16 protein-coding genes are annotated in these 24,693 nt (G+C 70.2%); 10 read left to right on the top strand and 6 right to left on the bottom strand.

The features are described 5' to 3' along the window. Positions 1-139 precede the first annotated feature (139 nt). Positions 140-1,327, top strand: a complete 1,188-nt coding sequence (locus tag OG385_RS22395; protein ID WP_266857017.1) for an acyltransferase family protein — start codon at positions 140-142, stop codon at positions 1,325-1,327. Between the two features lie 184 nt (positions 1,328-1,511). Here OG385_RS22395 and OG385_RS22390 read toward each other — a convergent pair whose 3' ends face one another. Continuing rightward, positions 1,512-2,675: a PP2C family protein-serine/threonine phosphatase gene (locus tag OG385_RS22390; protein ID WP_266857015.1), complete on the bottom strand. Its 1,164-nt coding sequence runs from the start codon at positions 2,673-2,675 to the stop codon at positions 1,512-1,514. A gap of 104 nt (positions 2,676-2,779) precedes the next feature. On the opposite strand from OG385_RS22390, the gene OG385_RS22385 reads away from it, so the two are divergent. Further along, complete coding sequence (locus OG385_RS22385; RefSeq protein ID WP_266857013.1) at positions 2,780-4,009, top strand: GNAT family N-acetyltransferase; 1,230 nt, start codon at positions 2,780-2,782, stop codon at positions 4,007-4,009. 16 nt (positions 4,010-4,025) lie between these two features. Here OG385_RS22385 and OG385_RS22380 read toward each other — a convergent pair whose 3' ends face one another. After that, on the bottom strand, positions 4,026-4,835 hold the full coding sequence (locus OG385_RS22380) for an Fpg/Nei family DNA glycosylase (RefSeq protein ID WP_266857011.1): 810 nt from the start codon (positions 4,833-4,835) through the stop codon (positions 4,026-4,028). 7 nt (positions 4,836-4,842) lie between these two features. After that, on the bottom strand, positions 4,843-5,331 hold the full coding sequence (locus OG385_RS22375) for a ribose-5-phosphate isomerase (protein ID WP_266857009.1): 489 nt from the start codon (positions 5,329-5,331) through the stop codon (positions 4,843-4,845). Between the two features lie 86 nt (positions 5,332-5,417). Between OG385_RS22375 and OG385_RS22370 the strand changes: the two genes are divergently transcribed. After that, positions 5,418-6,851, top strand: a complete 1,434-nt coding sequence (locus tag OG385_RS22370) for an amino acid permease (RefSeq protein WP_266857007.1) — start codon at positions 5,418-5,420, stop codon at positions 6,849-6,851. A gap of 89 nt (positions 6,852-6,940) precedes the next feature. On the opposite strand, the gene OG385_RS22365 is transcribed toward OG385_RS22370, so the two are convergent. Beyond that, positions 6,941-7,525 carry a biotin transporter BioY gene (locus tag OG385_RS22365; RefSeq protein ID WP_266857005.1) on the bottom strand — a complete coding sequence of 195 codons (585 nt, stop codon included), beginning with the start codon at positions 7,523-7,525 and terminating at the stop codon, positions 6,941-6,943. Between the two features lie 296 nt (positions 7,526-7,821). Here OG385_RS22365 and OG385_RS22360 point away from each other — a divergent pair, with 296 nt between their 5' ends. Beyond that, positions 7,822-9,216 (top strand): amino acid permease, encoded by a 1,395-nt coding sequence (locus tag OG385_RS22360; protein ID WP_266857003.1) that lies wholly within the window; start codon positions 7,822-7,824, stop codon positions 9,214-9,216. Positions 9,217-9,406: 190 nt separating this feature from the next. Continuing rightward, a complete protein-coding gene (locus tag OG385_RS22355) occupies positions 9,407-10,048 on the top strand; it encodes a superoxide dismutase (protein WP_266857001.1) in 642 nt (213 codons plus the stop codon). Between the two features lie 194 nt (positions 10,049-10,242). Here OG385_RS22355 and OG385_RS22350 read toward each other — a convergent pair whose 3' ends face one another. Then, entirely contained in the window at positions 10,243-10,881 is a 639-nt protein-coding gene (locus OG385_RS22350; protein ID WP_266856999.1) for a DsbA family protein, read from the bottom strand. Positions 10,882-11,034: 153 nt separating this feature from the next. Between OG385_RS22350 and pepN (OG385_RS22345) the strand changes: the two genes are divergently transcribed. Together pepN (OG385_RS22345) and OG385_RS22340 are read left to right on the top strand one after the other, a co-directional pair. Beyond that, positions 11,035-13,626: an aminopeptidase N gene (gene pepN, locus OG385_RS22345; protein WP_266856998.1), complete on the top strand. Its 2,592-nt coding sequence runs from the start codon at positions 11,035-11,037 to the stop codon at positions 13,624-13,626. A gap of 182 nt (positions 13,627-13,808) precedes the next feature. Continuing rightward, complete coding sequence (locus OG385_RS22340) at positions 13,809-14,966, top strand: hypothetical protein (RefSeq protein ID WP_266856996.1); 1,158 nt, start codon at positions 13,809-13,811, stop codon at positions 14,964-14,966. Between the two features lie 44 nt (positions 14,967-15,010). Here OG385_RS22340 and OG385_RS22335 read toward each other — a convergent pair whose 3' ends face one another. Beyond that, entirely contained in the window at positions 15,011-16,756 is a 1,746-nt protein-coding gene (locus OG385_RS22335) for a TIGR03767 family metallophosphoesterase (protein WP_266856994.1), read from the bottom strand. Positions 16,757-17,158: 402 nt separating this feature from the next. Between OG385_RS22335 and OG385_RS22330 the strand changes: the two genes are divergently transcribed. From OG385_RS22330 to pepN (OG385_RS22320), 3 genes are all read left to right on the top strand, one after another. Next, positions 17,159-20,485, top strand: coding sequence for a S8 family serine peptidase (locus tag OG385_RS22330; protein ID WP_266856992.1), 3,327 nt, complete (start codon positions 17,159-17,161; stop codon positions 20,483-20,485). A 212-nt stretch (positions 20,486-20,697) separates the two neighbouring features. Beyond that, entirely contained in the window at positions 20,698-21,726 is a 1,029-nt protein-coding gene (locus tag OG385_RS22325; RefSeq protein WP_266856990.1) for an aspartate-semialdehyde dehydrogenase, read from the top strand. A gap of 203 nt (positions 21,727-21,929) precedes the next feature. Then, the gene (gene pepN / locus OG385_RS22320) at positions 21,930-24,506 is read left to right on the top strand and encodes an aminopeptidase N (RefSeq protein WP_266856988.1); all 2,577 of its coding nucleotides are present in this window, start codon (positions 21,930-21,932) and stop codon (positions 24,504-24,506) included. Positions 24,507-24,693 lie beyond the last annotated feature (187 nt).

Here is a 24,693-nt window from a genome sequence, read left to right as displayed (position 1 = left end):
TTAAGTGGGATGAGTTACCCCATATGCATACATAAGATCAGGGTAGTAAAGGTAAGCCGCGGGGGCAGACGTACTGCGAATATCACAGACACCGGAGAGGGTTTTACGGATTCCCTCACGCGACGCTAGGGTTCCTCGAATGGTTCATGCTCCACACGGATATCAGCGGGCCCCACTCCCCCTGGCGCGGGAGACGGAACCCGAAACCTCCACAGCCTCACAGGCGCCGCCCAGACCGGACACAGCGCATGTACAGGCGCCTGCCCCCGGCGCCAAGAAGGAGCGCAACGCTCTCTTCGACAACGCGAAGTTCCTGGCCATCGTGCTCGTGGCCATGGCGCACGCGTGGGAGCCGATCATGGACGGCAGCCGCACCACGCGGGCGCTGTACATGTTCGTCTACACGTTCCATATGCCTGCATTCATCATTATCTCGGGATATTTCTCCCGCAGTTTCGACATGCGACCCGACCGGCTGCGTCGGCTGGTGACGGGTGTCGTCGTTCCTTATGTGATCTTCGAGACCACTTACTCGCTCTACGAGAAGTGGGGCAACAACGACCCCGGTCACCAGATCAGCCTGCTCGACCCGTACTTCCTGACGTGGTTCCTGATCGCCCTCTTCATCTGGCGGCTCACCACGCCAATCTGGCTCAATCTGCGCTATCCGATGACCATCTCGCTCGTCATCGCGATCCTCGCGTCGATCACCCCCAACATCGGCGACGACCTCGATCTGCAGCGGGTCCTCCAGTTCCTGCCGTTCTTCGTGCTGGGTCTGAAGCTCAAGCCCGAGCACTTCCAGTGGGTGCAGCGCCGGGGTGCGCGGCCGGTGGCCGTCGCGATCATGCTGGTCACGGTGGTGTTCGCCTACTGGGCGGCGCCCAGAATGACGCTCAACTGGTTCTACCGGGGCACCAGCGCCCAGCAGCTCGGCGTCGACTGGTGGGAGGGCGTCGTGATGACGCTCGGCCTCACCGTCTGCGGGCTGGTGCTGACCGCGTGCTTCCTGGCCCTCGTGCCGCGCCGCAAGACCTGGTTCACCTCGCTCGGCGCCGGCACGCTCTGCGGCTATCTGCTGCACGGTCTGCTCATCAAGACCATCGAGTACGCGGGCCTGATCGACGACTACAGCTGGCTGAAGAGCCCGCTGGGCGAGATCTTCGCAACGCTCTTCATGGCGGCCGCCGTCACGCTGTTCTGCACCCCGCCGGTGCGGCGCGTGATGCGCTTCGCGACGGAACCCGAGATGAAGTGGGCGTTCCGGTCCGACCCGGTGGAGAACGCACGGAAGCGGGAGCGCGAGCGCGAAAAGGTTCCGGCCTGATCCGAACGGAACCCAGCCCCGGGCCCGGTCTCCGGAGCTGAACCAGCAGCACACCGCCCGCAGTTGAGCCCCGTCCGACGGAGAACCGTTGGACGGGGCTCAACTGCGCAGCAGAGCAACGCGTCACAAAGCAACTGCGTCACAGGGCAACTGCGTAACAGAGCGAATGCGCGACCGGAGCGGGCTACAGCATGGGCCCCGCGTCGCTGTCCCGGCAGATCAGCAGCAGCGCCCTGTCGTCGTTGACGTCCTTGGCCACCGCCTCGATGAGATGCCACGCCGCGCCCTCGAAGGTGCTGGCGACATAGCGGTCGGCCTCCCCCGTCAGCCGGTCGATCCCCTCACTGATGTCGCGGTCGGGCGCCTCGACCAGCCCGTCCGTGAAGAGCATCAGGACGTCGCCGGGGCCGAGTGACCCCTTGGCCGCGTCGAACTCGGCGCCGTCGTAGACACCGAGGAGCGGGCCTTCGCCCGACTTCTCCTCCCACAGGCCGCTGCCCGCGTGCAGTTGGAGCGCCGGGAGGTGGCCGGCCGAGAGGAGTTCGTAGTCGCCCGTGTCCAGGTCGAGGACCAGATGGATCGAGGTGGCGAACCCCTCGTCCCAGTCCTGGCGCAGCAGATAGCCGTTGGCGGCCGGCAGGAAGTCATGGGGCGGGAGCGAGCCGAGCAGACCGCCGAAGGCACCCGAGAGCAGCAGGGCCCGGGAGCCCGCGTCCATCCCCTTGCCGGAGACGTCCGTGAGGACGACTTCCAGGGTGCGGCCCCCACAGGTGCGCCCGGCGACCACGAAGTCGCCCGAGAAGGACTGACCGCCGGCGGGCCGCAGCGCCATCTCGCGGTGCCACCCCTGGGGCAGCCGCGGGAGTTTGCTCTGGACGCGGATCCGTTCACGCAGGTCGAAGAGCATGGTCCCGCCGCGCCGCCACGGCACCCCGACCCGGCTGCGGAACTGCGCGATGAGCAGGCCGAAGAGCCCGCAGGCGGCCACCGTGAGGACCGTGCCGGGGGTGACCGGCGTGGCCCCGCCGGTGTACGGACCGAGCTTGACCGACTCGACGATGAGGGCGGCGGCCGCCGCGGCGTAGAGGCCCAGCAGGCTCGCCGGGCGCAGTAGCAGTCCGCCGGCCACGATGGGCAGTACCAGCGTCGAGGGCGAGCACCAGACCGGGGTGAGGATGGTCGCCCAGGCCAGCGCGGGGACGGTCAGCAGGAGCGTGGCGAGGGCGAGCCCTTCGGAGCCGTCGCCGCGGAAGTAGTCGACACCGGACCGGCGCAGCACGGTCCTGGCCCGGTGCACCGACTTCCGCATCCGGGCCATGAACGCTTCTTCTCCGACGCGACCGGCCATTGCCCGGACCTTATCCACCCGTGCGGGTCCCGCGCAGGGGGACCCTGTGACATCGCGTTCGAAATTGACTCGCCCGGCATGGGCCCCGCTGGTAGGGATGGTTCATGGATACCGAGCTGAAGGTACTGCGCCGCGACACCATGGACACCTGGTACCGGGGGTTGATGCGGGCCTTCGGCGGGTTCGACGAATCACCCGATGAGCGCGCGCTCTGGGAGGATCTCACCGAGTTCGAGCGCTCGATCGGCGCCTGGGACGGTGACCTGTGTGTGGGTACGGCGGGGGCGTTCAGCTTCAAGCTCTCGGTACCGGGGGGCGCATACGTACCGGCGGCGGGCGTGACCATGGTCAGCGTGGCGGCGACGCACCGGCGGCGCGGGATCCTGACATCCATGATGCGGCGGCAGTTGGACGACGTACGGGCGCTCGGAGAGCCGCTGGCCGTACTGACCGCTTCGGAGCCGGCGATCTACGGCCGCTTCGGATACGGCATCGCCTCCCGGCAGTTGGCGGCCGAGATCGACACGGCGCGGGTGACGCTCGCGGTGCCGCCCGGGGCCGACGCCGTACGGCTGCGGTACGCGCCGGTCGATGAGGTGGCCGCGCAGTGCGAGGCGCTGTATGTGCGCTCCATCGGTTCGCGCCCCGGAATGCTCCAGCGGGCGCCGGGCTGGGAGCGGATGCCGCTGCTCGACCCGCCCGCCGAGCGTGGGGGTGCGTCGCCGCTGCAGTGCGTGGTCGCCGAGCGGGACGGCGAGATGGTGGGGTACGTCCGTTTCCGTACGAAGATCGACTCCGACGCGGCGGGCCCCGATGGCTCCGTCACCCTGCGGCACATCGACGCGGTGGACCCCGCGGCATGCGCGGCTCTGTGGCGGTTCCTGTTCGGCATCGACCTGACGTCAACGGTGCGCGTCCACAACCGCCCGCTCGACGACCCCTGGCAGTATCTGGTGTCGGACATCCGCCGGTGCCGGGTCCAGGTGCGCGATGTGCTGCATCTGCGGCTGGTGGATGTGGGGGCGGCGCTCGAAGGCCGTACCTACCGGGCCCCGGTGGATGTGGTGTTCGGCGTCGAGGACGCCTTCTGCCCCTGGAACAGCGGGCGTTGGCGGCTGACCGGGGACGTCCGGGGCGCGTCCTGTGTGCGGACCGACGACCCGGCCGACCTCGAACTGTCCGTACAGGAGCTGGGCGCCGCCTATCTGGGCGGTACGCCGCTCACGGCGCTGGCGGATGCCGGTCTGGTGCGGGAGCTGCGGCCCGGCACGCTGGCCGGGGCATCGCTCGCCTTCGGTTCGGACAAGGCGCCCTGGCTGCCGCACGGGTTCTGAGCGTGCGGGCGGTCCGCTAGCGCTGCTGGCAGTCCGGGCACCAGAAGAGGTTGCGGGCGGCCAGCGGTGCGGTGCGGATCTCGGCGCCGCAGAGGTGGCAGGGCATCGCGGCCCGGCGGTAGACGTACACCTCACCGCCGTGGTCGTCGACCCTCGGCGCCCGGCCGGTCGCCTCGGGCATGTGCTCGGGGCGGACGGTGTCGATGCGGTTGTTCCGTACGCCCTCCCGCATCAGGTCCACGAGGTCGGCCCAGACCGCGTCCCACTCGGCGCGGGTCAGGTCCTTGCCCGCGCGGTACGGGTCGATGCCGTGCCGGAAGAGGACCTCGGCGCGGTAGACGTTGCCGACGCCCGCGATCACCTTCTGGTCCATGAGCAGGGCGGCCACGGTCGTACGGGAGCGGGAGATGCGGGACCAGGCGCGGTCGGCGGAGTCCTCGGGACGGAGCGGGTCGGGACCGAGCCGGTCGTGTATCGCCTGCTTCTCGCCGTCCGTGATCAGCGCGCAGGTGGTCGGGCCGCGCAGGTCGGCGTACGCGTCGTCGTTGACCAGGCGCAGCCGGACGGTGTCGGTGGGCGGCGCGGCGGGCGCGGTGCCGAAGCCCAGCTTTCCGAACAGACCGAGGTGGATATGGACCCAGCCGCCCGCGCCGAAACCCAGGAACAGATGCTTCCCGTGCGCCTCGGCGGTCTCCAGGGTGCGGCGGTCGATGAGCGCCGCACTGCCGGAGAACTTGCCCTGCGGACTGGAGGCACGCACAGGCCGGCCGCCGAACCTCTCGAAGTGGTCGGCGGCCAGTCGGTGGATGGTGTGGCCCTCGGGCACTGAGAAGTTAGTCCTTCTGCGGGTGGTGGGCCGGGACGGGCGGCAGTTCGCCGGTCGCCTCGTATGCGGTGAGCATGTCGATGCGGCGCTGGTGGCGCTCCTCGCCGGAGTACGGGGTGTTGAGGAAGATCTCCACGAACTTCACCGCCTCCTCCTGCGTGTGCATCCGGCCGCCGACGGAGATGACGTTGGCGTTGTTGTGCTCACGACCGAGAGCTGCGGTCTGCTCACTCCAAGCGAGCACCGCCCGTACCCCCTTGACCTTGTTGGCCGCGATCTGCTCACCATTGCCGGAGCCACCGATGACGACGCCGAGGCTGTCGGGGTCCGCGGCCGTCTTCACGGCGGCCCGGAGGCAGAACGGCGGGTAGTCGTCCACGGCGTCGTAGATGTGGGGACCGCAGTCCACGGGCTCATGGCCGTGGGCGGTGAGCCACTCGACGAGGTGGTTCTTGAGTTCGTAACCGGCATGATCGGAACCGAGGTACACGCGCATGCTTCGAGTGTGGCACGCCGGGTAGGTGGGACGCCTGGTCGGGGCACGTGTGCGTGACCCGTTCGCGACAATTAAGGACAGAGAGCATGAGTGCTGCACCTCCTTCGCGGGTCGCTGACAGATCGCCCGGTGGCGATTCTCCCGACGGACTTCAGGCCGGCCTGAAGAACCGTCATCTCTCGATGATCGCCATCGGCGGTGTGATCGGCGCGGGGCTGTTCGTGGGCTCCGGGGCCGGGATCAACGCCGCGGGCCCCGGCATTCTGCTCTCGTACGCGCTGACCGGGCTGCTCGTCGTCCTGGTGATGCGGATGCTGGGCGAGATGGCCGCGGCGGATCCGGTCTCCGGTTCCTTCTCCACGTACGCGGACCGGGCGCTCGGCCGGTGGGCCGGGTTCACCATCGGCTGGCTCTACTGGTTCTTCTGGGCCGTGGTCCTCGCCGTGGAAGCGACCGCGGCCGCTTCCATCCTCACCGGGTGGGTGCCCGCGATACCGCAGTGGGCGTGGGCCCTCCTGGTGATGCTGGTGCTGACCGGCACCAACCTGGTCTCGGTCGGCTCCTTCGGCGAATTCGAATTCTGGTTCGCCGGGATCAAGGTCGTCTCGATCATTGCCTTCATCGTGATCGGGCTGCTCGCCGTGTTCGGCCTGCCGCCGGGCGGCGACCCGGCCGGGATGAGCAATCTGACCGGGCACGGCGGATTCCTGCCGAACGGGCCGGGCGCGATCCTCTCCGGGATGCTGCTGGTCGTCTTCTCCTTCATGGGCTCGGAGATCGTGACGCTGGCCGCCGCCGAGTCGCCCAACCCGGTGCAGGCCGTCCGCAAGGCGGTCAACAGCGTGATCTGGCGGATCGCGCTGTTCTACATCGGCTCGATCTTCGTCATCGTCACGCTGCTGCCCTGGGACTCCAAGGCGGTCACGGCCAGCCCGTACGTGGCCGTGCTCGACTCGCTGGACATCCCCGGCGCCGGCACGATCATGGACATCGTGGTGCTGACCGCGGTGCTCTCCTGTCTCAACTCCGGTCTGTACACGGCCTCCAGGATGGCCTTCTCGCTCGGTCAGCGCGGTGACGCCCCGAAGGCGTTCGCCACGGTCAACAAGGGCGGCGTACCCGCCGTCGCGATCTGGGCGTCCGTCGCGTTCGGCTTTGTGGCGGTGTTCTTCAACTACATCGCCCAGGACACCGTCTTCCAGTTCCTGCTGAACTCGTCGGGCGCGGTGGCCCTCTTCGTCTGGCTGGTCATCTGCTTCTCGCAGCTGCGGATGCGCCGCAGGATCGAGCGGGAGAACCCGGAGCTGCTGACCGTACGGATGTGGCTGTACCCGTATCTGACCTGGGCGACGATCGCCCTGATCCTCTTCGTGGTTGGCTACATGCTGTACGACACCGACGGGCGCAAGCAGATGCTGCTCTCGGTGCTGGTGGCCGCGCTGGTGCTGGTGGTCGCGGTGGTGCGGGACCGGCGGCGGAAGACCGTCGCGGCGGCTGCCCCGGCCGCGGCCGACGGCTGATCCGTACACGTCCGCAACCCATGCGGGAGGGGCCGCACCCGGTTCGCCGGGTGCGGCCCCTCCCGCATTTCTGTCGTCGGTCGCGGGGGTCAGCCGCGGCGGCCCGCGAGCTTCCAGGCGCTCGGCAGCACGCCCATCGCGAGGGCCGCCTTCAGCGCGTCACCGATGAGGAACGGGACGAGACCGGCGGCGATGGCCGCGGAGGCCGAGAGGCCGGTGGTCAGCGCCAGGTACGGGACGCCGACCGCGTAGATGATCGCCGAGCCGAGCACCATGGTCCCCGCGGTGCGCAGCACGGACCGGTCGCCGCCGCGCCGGGCCAGCGCGCCGACCGCGGCCGATGCGAGCAGCATCCCCAGGACGTAGCCGAACGAGGCGCTGCCGGTGCCCGACGTGCCGTCGGCGAACCACGGCATACCCGCCATGCCCACCAGCGTGTACAGCGCGAGGGAGAGGAAGCCGCGGCGCGCGCCGAGCGCGGCGCCCACCAGGAGCACCGCGAAGGTCTGTCCGGTGACCGGGACCGGGGAGCCGGGGATCGGCACGGCGATCTGCGCCGCGATGCCGGTGAGCGCGGCGCCGCCGAGCACGAGCGCGATGTCGCGCGTACGGGTGGCGGGCAGCAGGTCGGCGAGAACCGCTCCGGGGCGGGTGGTGGCGGCAGCAGTACTCATCGGGACTCCGCGGGTGAGGGCAGGTGGGGACAGGCTGACGTTAGCGCGGCGGCCCCGCTCGGATCACCATCAGCGGCCCACAAAGCGGAGGTTGGGGCTTTGGTTGGTTTCATACAAAGCGCGTGGTTCAACCATCTTCCCGCGTGATGCTCGTCACTGAAGGTCCGGGGCGGGTGCATCTCCGTTGCGGAACGGGTGGCCACTTGGGGACACTGTGGGATCTCACCAAAACGGCCCGGCCGGATCAGCCGGCCAAAACGTCCAGCGCCATCATCCAGAGCATCGCGAGCATTGACATGTCCGAACCACTCCAGGCGGAACCTCTCTCCGCCGGGCTGAAGCAGCGCCATCTGACCATGCTCGGCCTGGGCGGGGTGATCGGCGCCGGGCTCTTCGTGGGTTCGGGCGCGGGCATCGCCGTGGCGGGCCCCGGCATCGTCGTCTCCTATCTGATCGCGGGCACACTCGCGATGCTGGTGATGCGGATGCTCGGCGAGATGTCGTCGGCGCTCCCCGCTTCCGGTTCCTTCTCGGTGCACGCGGAGCGGGCGCTGGGGCGCTGGGCCGGGTTCACGGTCGGGTGGCTGTACTGGTTCCTGCTGGTGGTCGTCCTCGCGGTGGAGGCGACGGCCGCGGCCCAGATCGCCAACGGCTGGGTGCCCGGCATACCGCAGTGGACCTGGGTACTGGTCTTCATGGTGGTCTTCACCGTCGCCAACCTCGCGGCCGTGCGGAACTTCGGCGAGTTCGAGTTCTGGTTCGCGGCGCTGAAGATCGGCGCGATCGTCCTCTTCCTGGCGCTCGGACTGCTGGCGGTCTTCGGCGTGCTCCCGGACACCGACCCGGTCGGGCTGACCAACCTCACCCGGCAGGGCGGCTTCCTGCCGCACGGCTGGCACGGCGTCATCTCCGGCGTGCTCGCGGTCGTCTTCGCCTTCGGCGGTCTTGAGGTCGTGACGATCGCCGCGGCGGAGACGGAGAACCCGGTGCGCGCGGTCGGCCGGGCAGTGCGCAGCGCGGTGGTCCGGATCCTCTTCTTCTACGTGGGATCGATGCTGGTCATCGTGACGGTGCTGCCCTGGAGCGCGCAGAAGGCGGGGCTCTCCCCCTATGTGACGGTGCTCGACTCGATCGGCGTGCCGTCCGCGGGAACCATCATGAACATCGTCGTGTTCGTGGCGATGCTCTCCGCGCTGAACGCCAACCTGTACGGCTCATCACGGATGATCTTCTCGCTGGCCGAGCGGGGCGAGGCGCCGCGCGGGCTGCTCAAGGTCACCGGCAGCGTGCCGCGCCGGGCGGTCCTCGCCTCCGTCACCTTCGGCTTCGTGTCGGTCCTGCTCAATCTGCAGTGGCCCGACTCGGTCTTCCTCTACATGCTCAACGCGGTCGGCGCGGTGCTGCTGTTCGTCTGGGCCCTGATCGCGGCCTCCCAGCTGCGGCTGCGCCGCAAGATCGAGCGGGACGCCCCGGAGCTGCTGCAGCTGAAGATGTGGGGCTTCCCCTGGCTGACCTGGGCGACGCTGGCCGGTCTGGCCGCCGTCTTCGTCCTGATGCTGACCGATGCCACGGCGCGCCCGCAGCTGCTGTGGTCGCTGGGCGCGACGGCCGTGGTGCTGGTGGCCGCGGGCGTACGGGAGTTGAGCGCACGGCGGCGCGGGAGTGCGCCGGCGGGCGTCGCCGGCAGCTGACGCGACAGAGGGACCGGAAGGGCGGGCGCCGTACAGGGCACCCGCCCTTCCGGCTGTCCTCGCACGGCTGTCCACGCATGGCAGTGCGCCCGCGTGGCCGCACGACGGCCCATCCCGCACACTTCCCGCACCTGCTGCTAGCCTGCACTTGCATAGAGGTTGCAATAAGCAGTCGGAGGGCTCGGACGACATGGCGACTTACACACTTCCTGAACTTCCGTACGACTACGCGGCGCTGGAACCGGTGATCAATCCCCAGATCATCGAGCTGCACCACGACAAGCACCACGCGGCGTATGTGAAGGGCGCGAACGACACGCTGGAGCAGCTGGCCGAGGCGCGCGACAAGGACCAGTGGGGTGCGGTGAACGGGCTGGAGAAGAACCTCGCGTTCCATCTCTCCGGCCACATCCTGCACAGCATCTACTGGCACAACATGACCGGTGACGGCGGCGGCGAACCCCTCGACAAGGACGGCACCGGCGAGCTGGCCGGTGCGATCGCCGAGTCGTTCGGCTCCTTCGCCAAGTTCAAGGCCCAGCTGACCAAGGCCGCGGCGACCACCCAGGGTTCGGGCTGGGGCGTCCTCGCGTACGAGCCGGTCAGCGGGCGGCTCATCGTCGAGCAGATCTATGACCACCAGGGCAACGTCGGCCAGGGTTCGGTGCCTGTGCTCGTCTTCGACGCCTGGGAGCACGCCTTCTATCTGCAGTACAAGAACCAGAAGGTGGACTTCATCGAGGCGATGTGGAAGGTCGTCAACTGGCAGGACGTGGCGAAGCGTTACGCCGCGGCCAAGGAGCGCGCCGACGTGCTGCTGCTCGCACCGTGACGGCGCGGTGCTCATGACGTCCTGCTCGTGATCGTCTTCTCAACCTTCACCTGCGGGCGGATGAAAAGCAGCCGGCCTCCGCGAGGACATGACTCGCGGAGGCCGGCTGCCGGCGTCGTTCACCCCAGGACTTCGGCCGAAGGCTCAAGAAGGCGCAAGAAGACTCAACAGGCCTGAAGAAGGCCGAAGAAGGCTCAGTCGAAGATCGGGCCCTGGGTACGCGTCCGCTTGATCTCGTAGAAGCCGGGGATCGAGGCGACCATCAGGGTGCCGTCCCAGAGCTTCGCCGCCTCGTCGCCCTTGGGCGCCGGGGTGACGACCGGGCCGAAGAACGCGATCTGCTCGCCATCGGCGCCGGGGACCGCGATGACCGGGGTGCCGACCTCCTGGCCGACCATGTCGATGCCCTCGTGGTGGGAGGCGCGCAGCTCCGCCTCGTAGTCGAAGGGGCTCTGGTCCGCGTAATCGAGCAGTTCGGCGGGCAGCCCCACCTCGTCCAGCGCGGCCGCGATGGCCTCCCGGGTCGGGCCCTGGCCCTCGTTGTGGAAACGGGTGCCGAGCGCGGTGTACAGCTTGCCGACGATCTCATCGCCGTGCTTCTGCTGGGCGGCGATGACGACCCGCACCGGCGCCCAGGCCCTGACGGCCAGCATCTCGCGGTACTCGTCGGACAGCTCGTCGAGCCGGTCCTCGTTGAGGACGGCCAGGCTCATCACGTGCCAGCGGACCTCGACATCCCGGACCTTCTCGACCTCAAGCATCCAGCGGGACGTCATCCACGCCCAGGGGCACAGCGGATCGAACCAGAAGTCGACGGGGGTCTTCTCGGACATGTCTCTCCTCGGGATGCGCACTTCTCGACACTTCTCCACTGCGGCAACTCTTCTGCTGCAACACCCCCGGTCGGCCCCGCCATTCCCGGCTGCCTCCCCCGAGCGGCGCGTGGGAGGATTCGGACAACGGATCGTATACACGAAGGAGTGCCCGTGCCCGGTGAGAATCTGTCCCGCGACGAAGCCCGGAGGCGGGCCGAGCTCCTCTCTGTCGACGGGTACGCGGTCGCCCTCGATCTGCGCTCGGCGGTCGGGGACGGCCCGGGCGACGAGCCGCGCACCTTCCGCTCGGTGACGACCGTGCGGTTCCGCTCGGCCGAGGCGGGCGTCTCCACCTTCGCCGATCTGATCGCTCCGTCGGTGACGTCGGTGAAGCTGAACGGGCGGGAGCTGGACCCGGCCGCCGTCTTCGACGGGTCCCGGATCGCGCTCGACGGGATCGCCACCGAGAACCTCCTGGTCGTGGACGCGCAGTGCGCGTACAGCAGGACCGGCGAGGGCCTGCACCGCTTCGTCGACCCGGAGGACGGCGAGGTCTATCTGTACACGCAGTACGAGCCCGCCGACTCGCGCCGGGTCTTCGCCAACTTCGAACAGCCCGACCTGAAGGCGACCTACGAGTTCGAGGTGACCGCGCCCGACGGCTGGACGGTGTGGAGCAACGGCGTCGGCGAGCAGACCGACGGGGTGTGGAGCTTCGCCGAGACCAAACCGATCTCCACGTACATCACCGCGGTCGTCGCCGGCCCGTACCACCACGTGACGGATGTCTACCGCCGGACCCTGGAGGACGGGACCGAGCTGGAGATCCCGCTCGGCGCGCTCTGCCGCAAGGGCCTTGCCAGGCACTTCGACGCCGATGACATCTTCCTGGTGACCAAGCAGGGTCTCGACTTCTTCCACGACCACTTCGACTACCCGTACCCCTTCGGCAAGTACGACCAGGCCTTCGTGCCCGAGTACAACCTCGGAGCGATGGAGAACCCGGGTCTGGTGACGTTCCGCGAGGAGTACATCTACCGGGGCAAGGTGACGCGTGCCGCGTACGAGCGCAGGGCCAACGTCATCCTGCACGAGATGGCCCACATGTGGTTCGGCGATCTCGTCACCATGGTCTGGTGGGACGACCTGTGGCTGAAGGAGTCCTTCGCGGACTTCATGGGCTCCTTCTCGATGGTGAACGCCACCCGCTTCACCGACGGCTGGATCACCTTCGCCAACAACCGCAAGGCCTGGGCGTACCGCGCCGACCAGCTGCCGTCCACCCATCCGGTCACGGCCGACATCCGTGACCTGGAGGACGCCAAGCTCAACTTCGACGGGATCACCTACGCCAAGGGCGCCTCGGTGCTCAAGCAGCTGGTCGCCTACGTCGGGCAAGACGCCTTCCTGGAGGGCGCCCGCCGCTACTTCAAGCGGAACGCGTACGGGAACACCCGCCTCGGCGATCTGCTGTCCGTACTGGAGGAGACCAGCGGCCGGGACATGGTGTCCTGGTCGCGCTCCTGGCTCCAGACGGCCGGGGTCAACTCGCTGACGCCCGCCATCGTCCACGACGCGGAGTGCCGCATCACGGAGCTGGCCGTGCTGCAGGACGCGGCCGACTCGCACCCCGAACTCCGGCCCCACCGGGTCGCTGTCGGGCTGTACCGGATCGAGGACGGGGCGCTGGTGCGGTACGCGCGCGCCGAGGCCGACGTGTCGGGCCCGCGTACGGTCGTGGCCGAACTGGCCGGTGCCGAGCGGCCCGATCTGGTGCTGGTCAACGACGACGACCTCACGTACTGCAAGATCCGCTTCGACGAGGGCTCCCTGGACACGCTGCGCGAGCACCTCGGCGACATCACCGATCCGCTCGCGCGGGCGCTCTGCTGGTCGGCGCTGTGGAACCTGACCCGGGACGCGCTGATGCCGGCCCGGGACTTCATCGCGCTGGTGCTGCGGTTCGCGGGCCGCGAGTCGGACATCGGCGTGCTCCAGATGCTGCACGCCTGGGCGCGGAGCGCGCTGCTGCACTACGCGGCGCCCGACTGGCGCGAGGAGGGCGGGCAGCTGCTCGCCGAGGGCGCGCTGCGCGAACTGCGGCTGGCCGAGCCCGGCAGCGAGGCCCAGCTGACCTGGGCACGGTTCTTCGCGGCCACCGCGACGACGGGCACCGACTTCCAGCTGATCCAGGGGCTGCTCGACGGCACGGCGAAGGTCGACGGGCTCGATGTGGACCAGGAGCTGCGCTGGGAGCTGCTGGCCCCGCTCGCCTCGCACGGTGTCGCCGATGAGCAGGGCATCGCGGCGGAGCTGGCCCGCGACGACACGGCGTCCGGCAAGCGGCACGAGGTGCGCGCGCTGGCATCGCGCCCATCGGCGGAGGTCAAGGCCGAGGCCTGGCAGGCGCTCGTGGAGTCCGACACGCTCTCCAACGCGCTGGTGGAGGCGACGATCGGCGGGTTCGGGCAGGCGTCGCAGCGTGAGCTGACCGCCCCGTACGCGGCGAAGTACTTCGAGGTCATCGAGCGCATCTGGACCGAGCGTTCGATCCAGATCGGGATGCTCGTCGTGCGGGGCCTCTTCCCCGGGCTGCAGGACAACCGGTCGACGCTGGACGCGACGGACGCCTGGCTGGAGGGGCACCAGGACGCGGCGCCCGCGCTGCGCCGGCTCGTCCTGGAGGCGCGGGACGACCTGGCGCGTGCGCTGCGCGGCCAGGAGTGCGACGCCGGCGCGGGGTCCGCGGCCGCGGCCGTCTGAGAGGCCGCACCGCGGTCTGAAAAGCAGTCGGCTGCTCCATGAGCGGGCCGTCGCCCTGGGCCAATCGGGCGACGGCCTGCTCGGCCATCGAACGCGCTTACTTTAGGACGGTGTTGTCCGGTTTTGCCGACAGTTGTGTAACAGGGGTTAGCGGGCGGCGGGACCATGGGCATCTCCGGTGCATGAACCGCGATACCTCCCTCTGCGGGGAGACCTCGTCCCCGCTCTCCCCCCGTTCCCCCGGTCACTCCGCCGGCGTCCACAGCAGGGTGCTCTCGGCGCCGCAGCTGCGCGAGCACGGAGTGACGGCGGCCCGCGCGGCCGCCCAGTGCCGGCCCGGAGGCCCCTGGCAGCAGCTGCTGCCAGGGGTCTTCGTGCTGCACCCGGGCCCGCCGACCGGCGAGGAACGGCTGCACGCCGCGCTGCTGTACGCGGGGCGGCCCCCGGCGGAACGCTCCGGGAAGGTGCCGTCCCAGCCGCGCCGCGGGGTGGGGCAGGACGCTCCGGCGCACAACCCTTCGGCCCAGGGCAGTCCGGCGGCCGGTCCTGTCCCGTACGGCAACACGATGGTCACCGGCCTCGCGGCGCTCGCGCTGCACCGCTTCTCGGCCGCTCCCCCGCTGATCTCCGTCGACCGGATCGATGTGCTGGTGCCGCGCACCCGCAGGCTCCGCTCCACGGGCTGCGCCCGGATCGTCCGGGCGCACACCCTGCCAGGGGCCCAGCAGATCGCCGGGGTGCCGGTGGCGCCGGTGGAACGGGCCCTGGCCGACGCGGTCGCCGAGCTCTCGGACGCGGACGCGGTACGCCGGCTCCTCACCGAGGCCGTACGCGGCGGGCACTGTGAACCGGCCATCCTGGTCCGAGAACTGACTCTGGCCCGGCTGCTCTCGCGCGAGCAGGTGTCGGACGCGGTGGACTCGCTGCTCGCTGAGGGGCGTTCGCTCGCCGAGGACCGGCTCTACGGTCTGGTGCGCGACCACGCGCTGCCCGATCCGCTGTGGAACGTGGAGCTGCGGCTGCCCGGCGGGCCCTCGCTCGGCGGTGTGGACGCCTACTGGCCCGACGAGGCGGTGGCCGTGGAGCTGGACACCCGGCCGGTGCCCCGTGCGCGTTCCGGTCACGGGGCGGCAGGTGCGGCCGGCGACGATGCGGACGTGCTCGGTTCGCCGTACGCCCGCAAGCGCGACCATCTGGAGCGGCTCGGCATCACCGTCGTGCATCTGACGCCGGCCAAGCTGCGTGACGCACCGGCGCAGCAGGCGACGGTGGTGCGCACCGCCCTGATGGCCGCCGAGGACCGCGCGCCCGCCGCCCGTGTGGTGATCCTGCCCCGCTGACCCGGCGGTCGGGCGCCGCGAACGGCGGCGCCCCGGGGCGCGGATCAGCGCTTCTTGAGGACCAGTTCGGTGTTGCGGTCGCCTGCCGTGCCCGAGAGGTCCGTACGGGCGCCGGGCGCGTTGAAGGAAAGCTCCCGGTACAGCGCGGCGAGGCCGGTCTGGGAGAGGTCGGTGAAGTCCGTGCGGTGCGGCGCAGCCGACTCGACCAGGGTGGTAAAGAGCGAGAGCGTGCCGTCCTTGTTGTCGACCAGCTCGAAGACCCGGGCGAGCTGCGGGAAGTCGATGTGCGACGCGGTGGTGACCTCCCAGAAGGAGCCGTGCGGCTGGATCTTGTTGCGGTGGCTGTGGCCGTTGATCCAGGCGACCGCGTTGCGGTGCTTGCCCAGCAGGGCGACGATCTCGTCGCCCGAGTGGTTCCGCTCGCCGGGACGGGCCGGGTCGGGGTGGGTGTTGGTGATGGTCCAGCTGTTGTGGTGGCTGAAGACCAGGACGTGTTCGTCCGCATGGGCCTTGAGCGTCCGCTCCAGCCAGTTCAGCTGCGCGGTGCCGACCGTGCCGGTGAAGTGGCCGCCCCTGCCGGTGGTGTCGAGGCTGATCCCGAGGACGCCGGGTGCGACCCGGAAGGTGTAGTAGAGGGTGTCGCTGTCGAGGTTGGCCCGGGTGTAGCCGTGTCCCACCGGCCCGGCGCCCGCGTGTGCGGGGTCGAGGTGGGCGGTGAGGTACTCGCGCGGGGTGAAGGGGGCACGGGCCGGGTCCGGGGTGATGTGGCGCAGGTCCTTGCCGTGTCTGCGGACCAGGGCGGCGAAGTGGCTGCCGTCGAAGTCCCCGTTCCGCTGGTCCGTGACCAGCTGGGTCCGCGCCTCGGCGGCCGGGATCTCGTACAGCTTCCGCCCGCCGGCCGCGAAGTCGGCCAGGAAGTGGCCCCGGGCCGCCATGGATCCGCTGGTGAGCGAGTCGTGGTTGCCGACGGTCGAGTACCAGGGCATACGCAGCCCCGGGCTGTTCACGGAGCGGACGGCCGCGGCGAGGAAGCCCTCGATGCGCGGGAAGCCGCGCTGCTTGTCCGTGTCGCGCAGGGCCGTGTCCGGGTGCCAGAAGTGCTTGATGCCGGAGTCCTGGACCCCTTCGTAGCGGTGCGGGTCACCGGTGTTGGGGGTGATACGGCCCCCGCTCATCACCTTGAGGAACCAGCCGAGTTCGGCGTGGGAGTTGTTGTCGGTGTTGTCCCCCGTGGTCATCACGAAGGAGAGCGGCGCCCCGGTGGCGGGGCCCGCGCGCAGCGCGTTGACGCGCTCGACCAGGGACACCGCGCCGGGCACCGTGAGCGCTTCCTGCGGGCGCCAGGCTGCGATGTCCGCGGGGCGCAGGAACTCGCCGCGCACCGGGTGCTGGACGTCGGTGAGGTGCAGGTCGGTGAGCTGGACGAAGGCGGCGAGCGTGGTGCGCCGGGTGGCGCGCCCGGCGCCCGCGGCGGCGAGCCCGTCCCGTACGACCCGGTCCCAGCCGGGGCCGTCGCCCAGCCACCGGTAGCCGGTGCCGGGATGGCCGGTGCGGGGGGCCGCCGATGTGAGCAGGGTGGTGCCGGCCGGTGACGGCGCGGCGGGCGTGGTGGGTACGGAGCGGAGTGCGGCGGGTACGGCGGCGCCGGGCGCGGCCGGTGCGGGGGCGGCGGAAGCGCCGCTCCCGCTCCCGATGGCCGTGCCGACGCCGGCCGATACGGCTGCGGCCCCGGCGACGGCGAGAAAGGCGCGGCGGTCGAGCGCGCGGGCGGCGGAACGCATACGTGACATGACTCGGTCTCCCCGGGTGCGGACGCGTCTCCAACAGCGGCGGGGCTGGAATTTCCCCGCTCCTACGGATGGTTGGCAGCGGGCATGACCTGTGCGTGAACGAGGCCGCAACAGGCAACACCGATCACCGCACAGGGATCACCCGCTGCCGTCGGAGCGCCCGGCATCGGGGCACATCGGCCCGGCGGTCCCGGCCTGCATCTGTCCGTCAGGGCCGCCTCGCGCCCCGGTGGGCCGGAGTTGCCCTGCCTCATGCCGCTATGACCGGGGTGGCGTATGGCGGAAGACCGCCAAGGAGTGGCCACCCGGCGGACAACTCTCCCCAAGAGAGGGTCATTTAGGTAAAGCTCCGGTCATCAAGCTCCGGATTCCGGACCTTTTCTTCCACATACAGGGATGTAGATGAGCCTCGAATTCCCCAGCTCCATAACCCGGGCGAGACGCACGGCCCGGGTCGCCGCCGCCGCGGGCGTGGTCCTCGCCCTCGCCGCGGCCGGAGTCGCACCCGCGGTCGCCGCCGCGGGTCAGGACGGTCCCGCGCCCGCCGGCGTGAAGGCCGCGAAGCCCACCGGGCCGGCCTCCGCCAAGCTCGGCGCGTCCGACGCACAGCTGCTCGGCCGGGCCGAGCAGGACGGTACGAAGTCCGTGACCGTCATGGTGGCCACCGCCCCGGGCGCCACCGCCCAGGTCCGCAAGCAGTTCGACGCCGTTCCCGGCGCGGTCGTCGGCAGGACCGACGACAAGCTGGGGTACGTGAGGGCCACCCTGCCGACTCCCAGGGCGGGTTCGGCCATCGCGGCGGCCGGGAAGCTCTCATCCGTCCACGGGATCGACCTCAAGCAGGAGATCCAGCTGGACGACCCGACCCCGGCCGGTGACACCGCGAAGGGCGCCAAGTCCAGTGCGTCGGCCGGACCGTACTCCGCTCCGGGCCGGAAGACCCCGGCCAGGAACCCGTACAACCCGTCCTTCGAGACGGGCGCCGTGGACTTCGTGAAACAGCACCCGAAGTCCGACGGCCGGGGCGTGACCATCGGCATCCTCGACTCCGGTGTCGACCTGGGCCACCCGGCGCTGCGGAAGACCAGCACCGGCGAGCGGAAGATCGTCGACTGGGTGACCGCGACGGACCCGGTGTCCGACGGCGACGGCACCTGGCTGCGGATGAACAGCGCCGTGACGGGCCCGGCCTTCACCGCGGCGGGCCGCACCTGGCGGGCCCCGGCCGGTTCGTACCGCTTCCAGACCTTCGCCGAGAAGGTCACCACCGGCGGCGACGAGGCGGGCGACCTCAACCGGGACGGCGACACCACCGACGTGTGGGGCGTGCTCTACGACCCGGCCGCCGGGACCGTACGGGTGGATCTGAACGGTAACGGTGACTTCACCGACGACGTCGCGATGAAGCCGTACAAGGACAAGTTCCAGATCGGCTACTTCGGCAAGGACGACCCGAGGACGGAGGTCGCCGAGCGGGTCCCCTTCGTGGTCGAGGACCGGAAGAACGTCGTCTACAACGCGGCGGGCGACACGTCCGACTACGTCAACATCGGTGTCATCCAGGGCGAGCACGCCACCCATGTCGCGGGCATCACCGCGGCGAACGGCCTGTTCGGCGGCGCGATGAACGGTGCGGCGCCGGGCGCCAGGATCGTCTCGTCGCGTGCCTGCACCTGGAGCGGCGGCTGCACCAACGTCGCCCTCACCGAAGGGATGATGGACCTCGTCGTCAACCGCGGCGTGGACATCGTGAACATGTCGATCGGCGGGCTGCCCCCGCTCAACGACGGCAACAACGCACGGGACGAGCTCTACAAGCGCCTCATCGACACCTACGGCGTCCAGCTCGTCATCTCGGCGGGCAACGAGGGCCCCGGCCTCAACACCATCGGCGACCCCGGCCTGGCCGACCACGTGATCTCCGTCGGCGCGACCATCTCCAAGGAGACCTGGGCCGCCGACTACGGCTCCGGCGTGACGAAGAAGAACGACATGATGCCGTTCTCCTCACGCGGCCCGCGGGAGGACGGCGGCTTCACTCCGACGCTCTCCGCGCCCGGCGCCGCCATCAACTCCACCCAGACCTGGCTGCCCGGCGCTCCGGTGAAGGAGGCGGGCTACTCGCTGCCCGCCGGGTACTCGATGCTCCAGGGCACCTCGATGGCGGCCCCGCAGGCCGCCGGCGCGAGCGCACTGCTCCTCTCGGCCGCGAAGCAGCAGCACATCGAGCTGCCCCCGGCCGATCTGCGCACCGCCCTCACCAGCACCGCCACCCACATCAAGGGCGTCCCCGCGCACGCCGAGGGCGCGGGCCTGATCAACATCGTCGGGGCCTGGAAGACCATCAGGAAGGGCGCGGACTCGAAGCAGGGCGCCGCGCACGAGTACACGGTCCAGGCTCCGGTCGACACCGCGATCGACGACGCCCTGAAGACCCCGGGCCGCGGCACCGGCATCTACGACCGCGAGGGCGGTCTGAAGGCCGGGCAGCAGAAGACGTACAAGGTGACGGTCGTGCGGACCACCGGGCCCGACCGGCCCGTCACGCACCGGCTGACCTTCCGGAACAACGACGGCACCTTCTCGCTCGCAGGACCGGCACAGGTGTCCCTGCCGCTGGGCAGGGCGGTGACCGTGACCGTCCGGGCGAAACCGGCCTCGGCCGGGGTGCACAGCGCCATCCTCCAGCTCGACGACCCGAGGACGGTGGGCACCGACCAGCAGATCATGGCCACCGTGGTCGTCTCGGAGCCGCTCGCCAAGCCCTCGTACACCGTCAAGCACTCCGGCTCGGTGCAGCGCAACAGCACCACGTCGTACTTCCTGACGGTGCCGGAGGGCGCCAAGGCCCTTGAGGTCGGGATGAGCGCGCTGCGGTCGGGCAGCCAGACCCGGTTCATCTCGATCCACCCGTACGGGGTTCCGGTGGACGACACCGGGACGCCCAGCTGCTACCCGAACTACGACAACCCGGCCAACACCTGCCGTCCGGAGCTGCGCTCCTACCCGGACCCGGCACCGGGCGTCTGGGAGATCGAGGTCGAGGCCCGCCGTACCTCGCCCTACCTCGACAACCCGTACAAGCTGGATGTGGCGCTGCTCGGCGCCGCCTTCGACCCGGCCGTGCAGACCCTCCCCGAGGCCGAGGCGGGCACTGCGGCCCCGGTCGACTGGACGGTCCGCAACGGCTTCGCCGCCATCGACGGCACGCTGAAGGGCGGCCCGCTCGGCTCGTCCTTCGATGCGACGCCGACGATCGAGGAGGGTGAGAGCAGGACCACCACGGTCACCGTCCCCGAGGGCGTCGACCGGTTCGACGTGTCCATCGGCGGGACCTCGGACACCGGGGCCGACCTGGATCTCTACGTCTACCGGGGCGCCGCCCAGGTCGGCTCGTCCGCGACCGGCGGCTCCGACGAGTCGGTCAGCCTGGTGAAGCCGGCCGCCGGTACGTACACCGTCGAGGTGGACGCCTACGCGGTACCTGCCGGGTCGACGACGTACGGCTACCGCGATGTGTACTTCGCGCCGTCGCTCGGCTCGGTCGAGGTCGACGCGTCGAAGGCTGTGAAGCTCGCCACCGGGGCATCGGCGAAGCTCGGTGCCCGGATCGTCGCCGCGGGACCTGCGCCCGCCGGACGTGAGCTCTTCGGCCAGGTGCAGCTGCTGAACGCCCGTGGCACGGTCGCGGGCACCGGCAGCGTCCGGATCGCGAAGGTCACACCGTAACTGTGTGAAACGCCGTAACCGTGCGGAATAAGGTGTGAACATCAGGGGAGCGGGGCAGGCGCCAGAATCGGCGCCCGCCCCGCTGTCCGTTCCCCGGACAATGGATTGGACAAGGCGCCGCCAGTCGTACGCATGATGGTGCGGCCAGCCGTGGCCGCACCATGGCCAGCAACGAAGCGCAGCAGGTGCGCAGTGAGTACGGAGGAGTCACCGTGAGGGTCGGAATCGTCGGAGCCACCGGTCAGGTCGGCACAGTCATGCGCAAGATCCTCGCTGAGCGGGAGTTCCCGGTCGACGAGCTGCGGCTGTTCGCCTCCGTGCGCTCCGCGGGCACCACCCTCGCCTGGCAGAGCAAGGGCGTCACCGTCGAGGACGCGGCCACGGCCGACTACTCCGGCCTGGACATCGTGCTCTTCTCGGCCGGCGGCGCCACCTCCAGGGCGCTCGCGGAGAAGGTCGCCGCGCAGGGGCCCGTCGTGATCGACAACTCCTCCGCCTGGCGCGGCGACCCCGAGGTCCCGCTGGTCGTCTCCGAGGTCAACCCGCACGCCATCGCCGACCGCCCCAAGGGCATCATCGCCAACCCGAACTGCACGACGATGGCCGCGATGCCGGTGCTGCGCCCGCTGCACGACGAGGCCGGTCTCGAAGCGCTGATCGTCGCCACCTACCAGGCCGTCTCCGGCTCGGGTGTGGCCGGTGTCGCCGAGCTGCACGACCAGGCGGCCAAGGTCGTCCCCGACGCCGACCGGCTGACCCACGACGGCGGCGCGGTGGACTTCCCGGAGCCCGGCGTCTACAAGCGCCCGATCGCCTTCAACGTGCTGCCGCTGGCCGGCTCGATCGTCGACGACGGCTCGTACGAGACGGACGAGGAGCAGAAGCTCCGCAACGAGTCCCGCAAGATCCTGGAGATCCCCGGGCTGAAGGTCTCCGGCACCTGCGTCCGGGTCCCGGTCTTCTCCGGCCACTCCCTCCAGATCAACGCCCGCTTCGCCCGCCCCCTCACGGTGGAGCGCGCCTACGAGCTGCTGAAGGCGGCGCCGGGCGTGGAGATCTCCGAGATCCCGACCCCCCTCCAGGCCGCCGGTACGGACCCGTCGTACGTGGGCCGCATCCGCAACGACGAGACCGTGGAGAACGGCCTGGCCCTCTTCGTCTCGAACGACAACCTCCGCAAGGGCGCCGCGCTGAACGCCGTCCAGATCGCCGAGCTGGTGGCGGCGGAGCTCAGCGCCTGAGCCCACCGCAGCACTTTTCGGGGCGGCACAAGCCCCACAGCGAGCGCACAGCCCCACGGCCGGGGCTGTGCGCTCCGCTGTTCCGCCCCTCCGCCGTCCCTTCCGCGGCCTCGCGGGACCGGGCCCGTCCCCTCCGGCCCACTCGGATGGCGCAAGGCGTGGAAGGATGAGCGGAAACGTCACATACCGAGGAGATGACCCGGGTGCCCGGCACAAATCTGACCCGCGAAGAGGCACGGCAGCGCGCGAGCCTCCTCACCGTTGACTCGTACGGGATCGACCTCGACCTCAGCGGCGCTCAGGAGGGAGGCACCTACCGGTCCGTGACCACCGTGCGCTTCCGGAGCGCCGAGGCCGGGGCCGAGACCTTCATCGACCTCATCGCGCCGACCGTGCACGAGGCCGTCCTGAACGGCACGCCGCTGGACACCGCCGCCGTCTTCAAGGACTCGCGCATCGCGCTCTCCGGGCTGCTCGCCGGCGAGAACGAGCTGCGGGTCGTCGCTGACTGCGCGTACACCAACACCGGTGAGGGCCTGCACCGCTTCGTCGACCCGGTCGACGACCAGGCGTACCTGTACACCCAGTTCGAGGTCGCCGACGCACGGCGGGTCTTCCCCAACTTCGAGCAGCCGGACCTGAAGGCGACCTTCCAGTTCACCGTGAAGGCCCCCGAGGGCTGGACCGTGATCTCCAACTCGCCGACGCCCGAACCGCGTGACCACGTCTGGGAGTTCGAGGCGACGCCGCGCATCTCGACGTACATCACGGCGCTCATCGTCGGCCCGTACCACTCGGTGCACAGCAGCTACGAGAAGGACGGCGTGTCCGTCCCGCTCGGGATCTACTGCCGTCCCTCGCTGGCCGAGTTCCTCGACTCGGACGCGATCTTCGACGTCACCCGGCAGGGCTTCGACTGGTTCCAGGAGAAGTTCGACTACGCGTACCCGTTCGCCAAGTACGACCAGCTCTTCGTGCCGGAGTTCAACGCGGGCGCCATGGAGAACGCGGGCGCGGTGACCATTCGCGACCAGTACGTCTTCCGCTCCAAGGTCACCGACGCCGCGTACGAGACACGCGCCGAGACCATCCTGCACGAGCTGGCGCACATGTGGTTCGGCGACCTGGTCACGATGGAGTGGTGGAACGACCTCTGGCTGAACGAGTCGTTCGCCACGTACACCTCGATCGCGTGCCAGGCGTACGCGGACGGTTCCCAGTGGCCGCAGTCGTGGACGACGTTCGCCAACTCCATGAAGACCTGGGCCTACCGCCAGGACCAGCTGCCGTCCACGCACCCGATCATGGCCGACATCACCGACCTGGACGACGTGCTGGTCAACTTCGACGGGATCACGTACGCCAAGGGCGCATCGGTGCTCAAGCAGCTCGTCGCCTATGTCGGCATGGACGAGTTCTTCCAGGGCGTGCAGGCGTACTTCAAGGAGCACGCCTTCGGCAACACCCGCCTCGCGGACCTGCTCGGCGCGCTGGAGAAGACCTCGGGGCGCGATCTGAAGGCCTGGTCGACGGCGTGGCTGGAGACCGCCGGGATCAACATCCTGCGCCCGGAGATCGAGGTCGACGGCGCCGGCCACATCACCTCCTTCGCCGTACGGCAGGAGGCGCCCGAGCTGCCCGCTGGTGCCAAGGGCGAGCCGACGCTGCGCCCGCACCGCATCGCCATCGGCTGCTACGACCTGGACGAGGACGGCAAGCTCGTCCGTACGAACCGGATCGAGCTGGACGTCGAGGGCGAGCGCACCGAGGTGCCGTTCCCGCAGGACACCCCGCGCCCCGCGGTGATCCTGCTCAACGACGACGACCTCTCGTACGCGAAGGTGCGCCTCGACGAGGAGTCGCTGCGCGTCGTCACCGAGCACCTGGGCGACTTCGCCGAGTCGCTGCCGCGCGCCCTGTCCTGGGCGTCCGCCTGGGACATGACCCGCGACGGCGAGCTGGCCACCCGCGACTACCTGGCGCTCGTCCTGTCCGGGATCTCCAAGGAGTCGGACATCGGCGTCGTCCAGTCGCTGCACCGCCAGGTGAAGCTGGCACTCGACATGTACGCGGACCCCGCCTGGCGCGAGGCCGGTCTGACCCAGTGGACGGACGCGACGCTGGCACATCTGCGTTCCGCCGACGCGGGCAGCGACCACCAGCTGGCGTGGGCCCGTGCGTTCGCCGCGACGGCCCGTACGCCGCTCCAGCTCGATCTGCTGAACGGGCTGCTCGAAGGCGAGGAGACGATCGAGGGTCTGGCCGTCGACACCGAGCTGCGCTGGGCGTTCGTGCACCGGCTGGCCGCGGTCGGCCGGTTCGACGAGGAGGAGATCGCGGCCGAGCTGCAGCGCGACCGGACGTCCGCGGGTGAGCGGCACGCGGCGAGCGCCCGTGCCGCGCGTCCGACGGAGGCCGCCAAGGCGGAGGCGTGGGCGTCGGTCGTGGAGTCCGACCAGCTCCCCAACGCCGTCCAGGAAGCGGTCATCGGCGGCTTCGTCCAGACCGACCAGCGCGAGGTGCTCGCCCCGTACACGGAGAAGTACTTCGCGGCGGTCAAGGACGTCTGGGAGTCCCGCAGCCACGAGATGGCCCAGCAGGTCGCGATCGGGCTCTACCCGGCGCTCCAGGTGTCGCAGGAGACGCTGGACGCGACGGACGCCTGGCTGGAGTCCGCCGGGCCGAACGCCGCGCTGCGCCGGCTGGTGTCCGAGTCGCGCTCGGGCGTGGAGCGGGCCCTGCGGGCCCAGGCTGCGGACGCGGCCGCGGCGCGCGCGTAAGGCTGTGTGCGCATAAAGCTGTGTGCGCATAACGCTGTGTGCGCATAGGGCTGTGGGGCGCGCGTAGAGCCGTGGCGCGCGCGTAGAGCCGTGGCGCGCGCCCGGGAATGAGTGCGGGGCGGGTGGTCGGGGTCCGGCAGGACCTCAGCCACCCGCCCCTTCCTCTGTGCGGGTTTCCCCCCGGCCT

This window comes from Streptomyces sp. NBC_01306 (genome assembly GCF_026340465.1).
Classification (GTDB): Bacteria; Actinomycetota; Actinomycetes; order Streptomycetales; family Streptomycetaceae; genus Streptomyces.
Note: the sequence above shows the minus strand (reverse complement) of the source record. Positions and strands in the feature narration are given on the sequence as shown.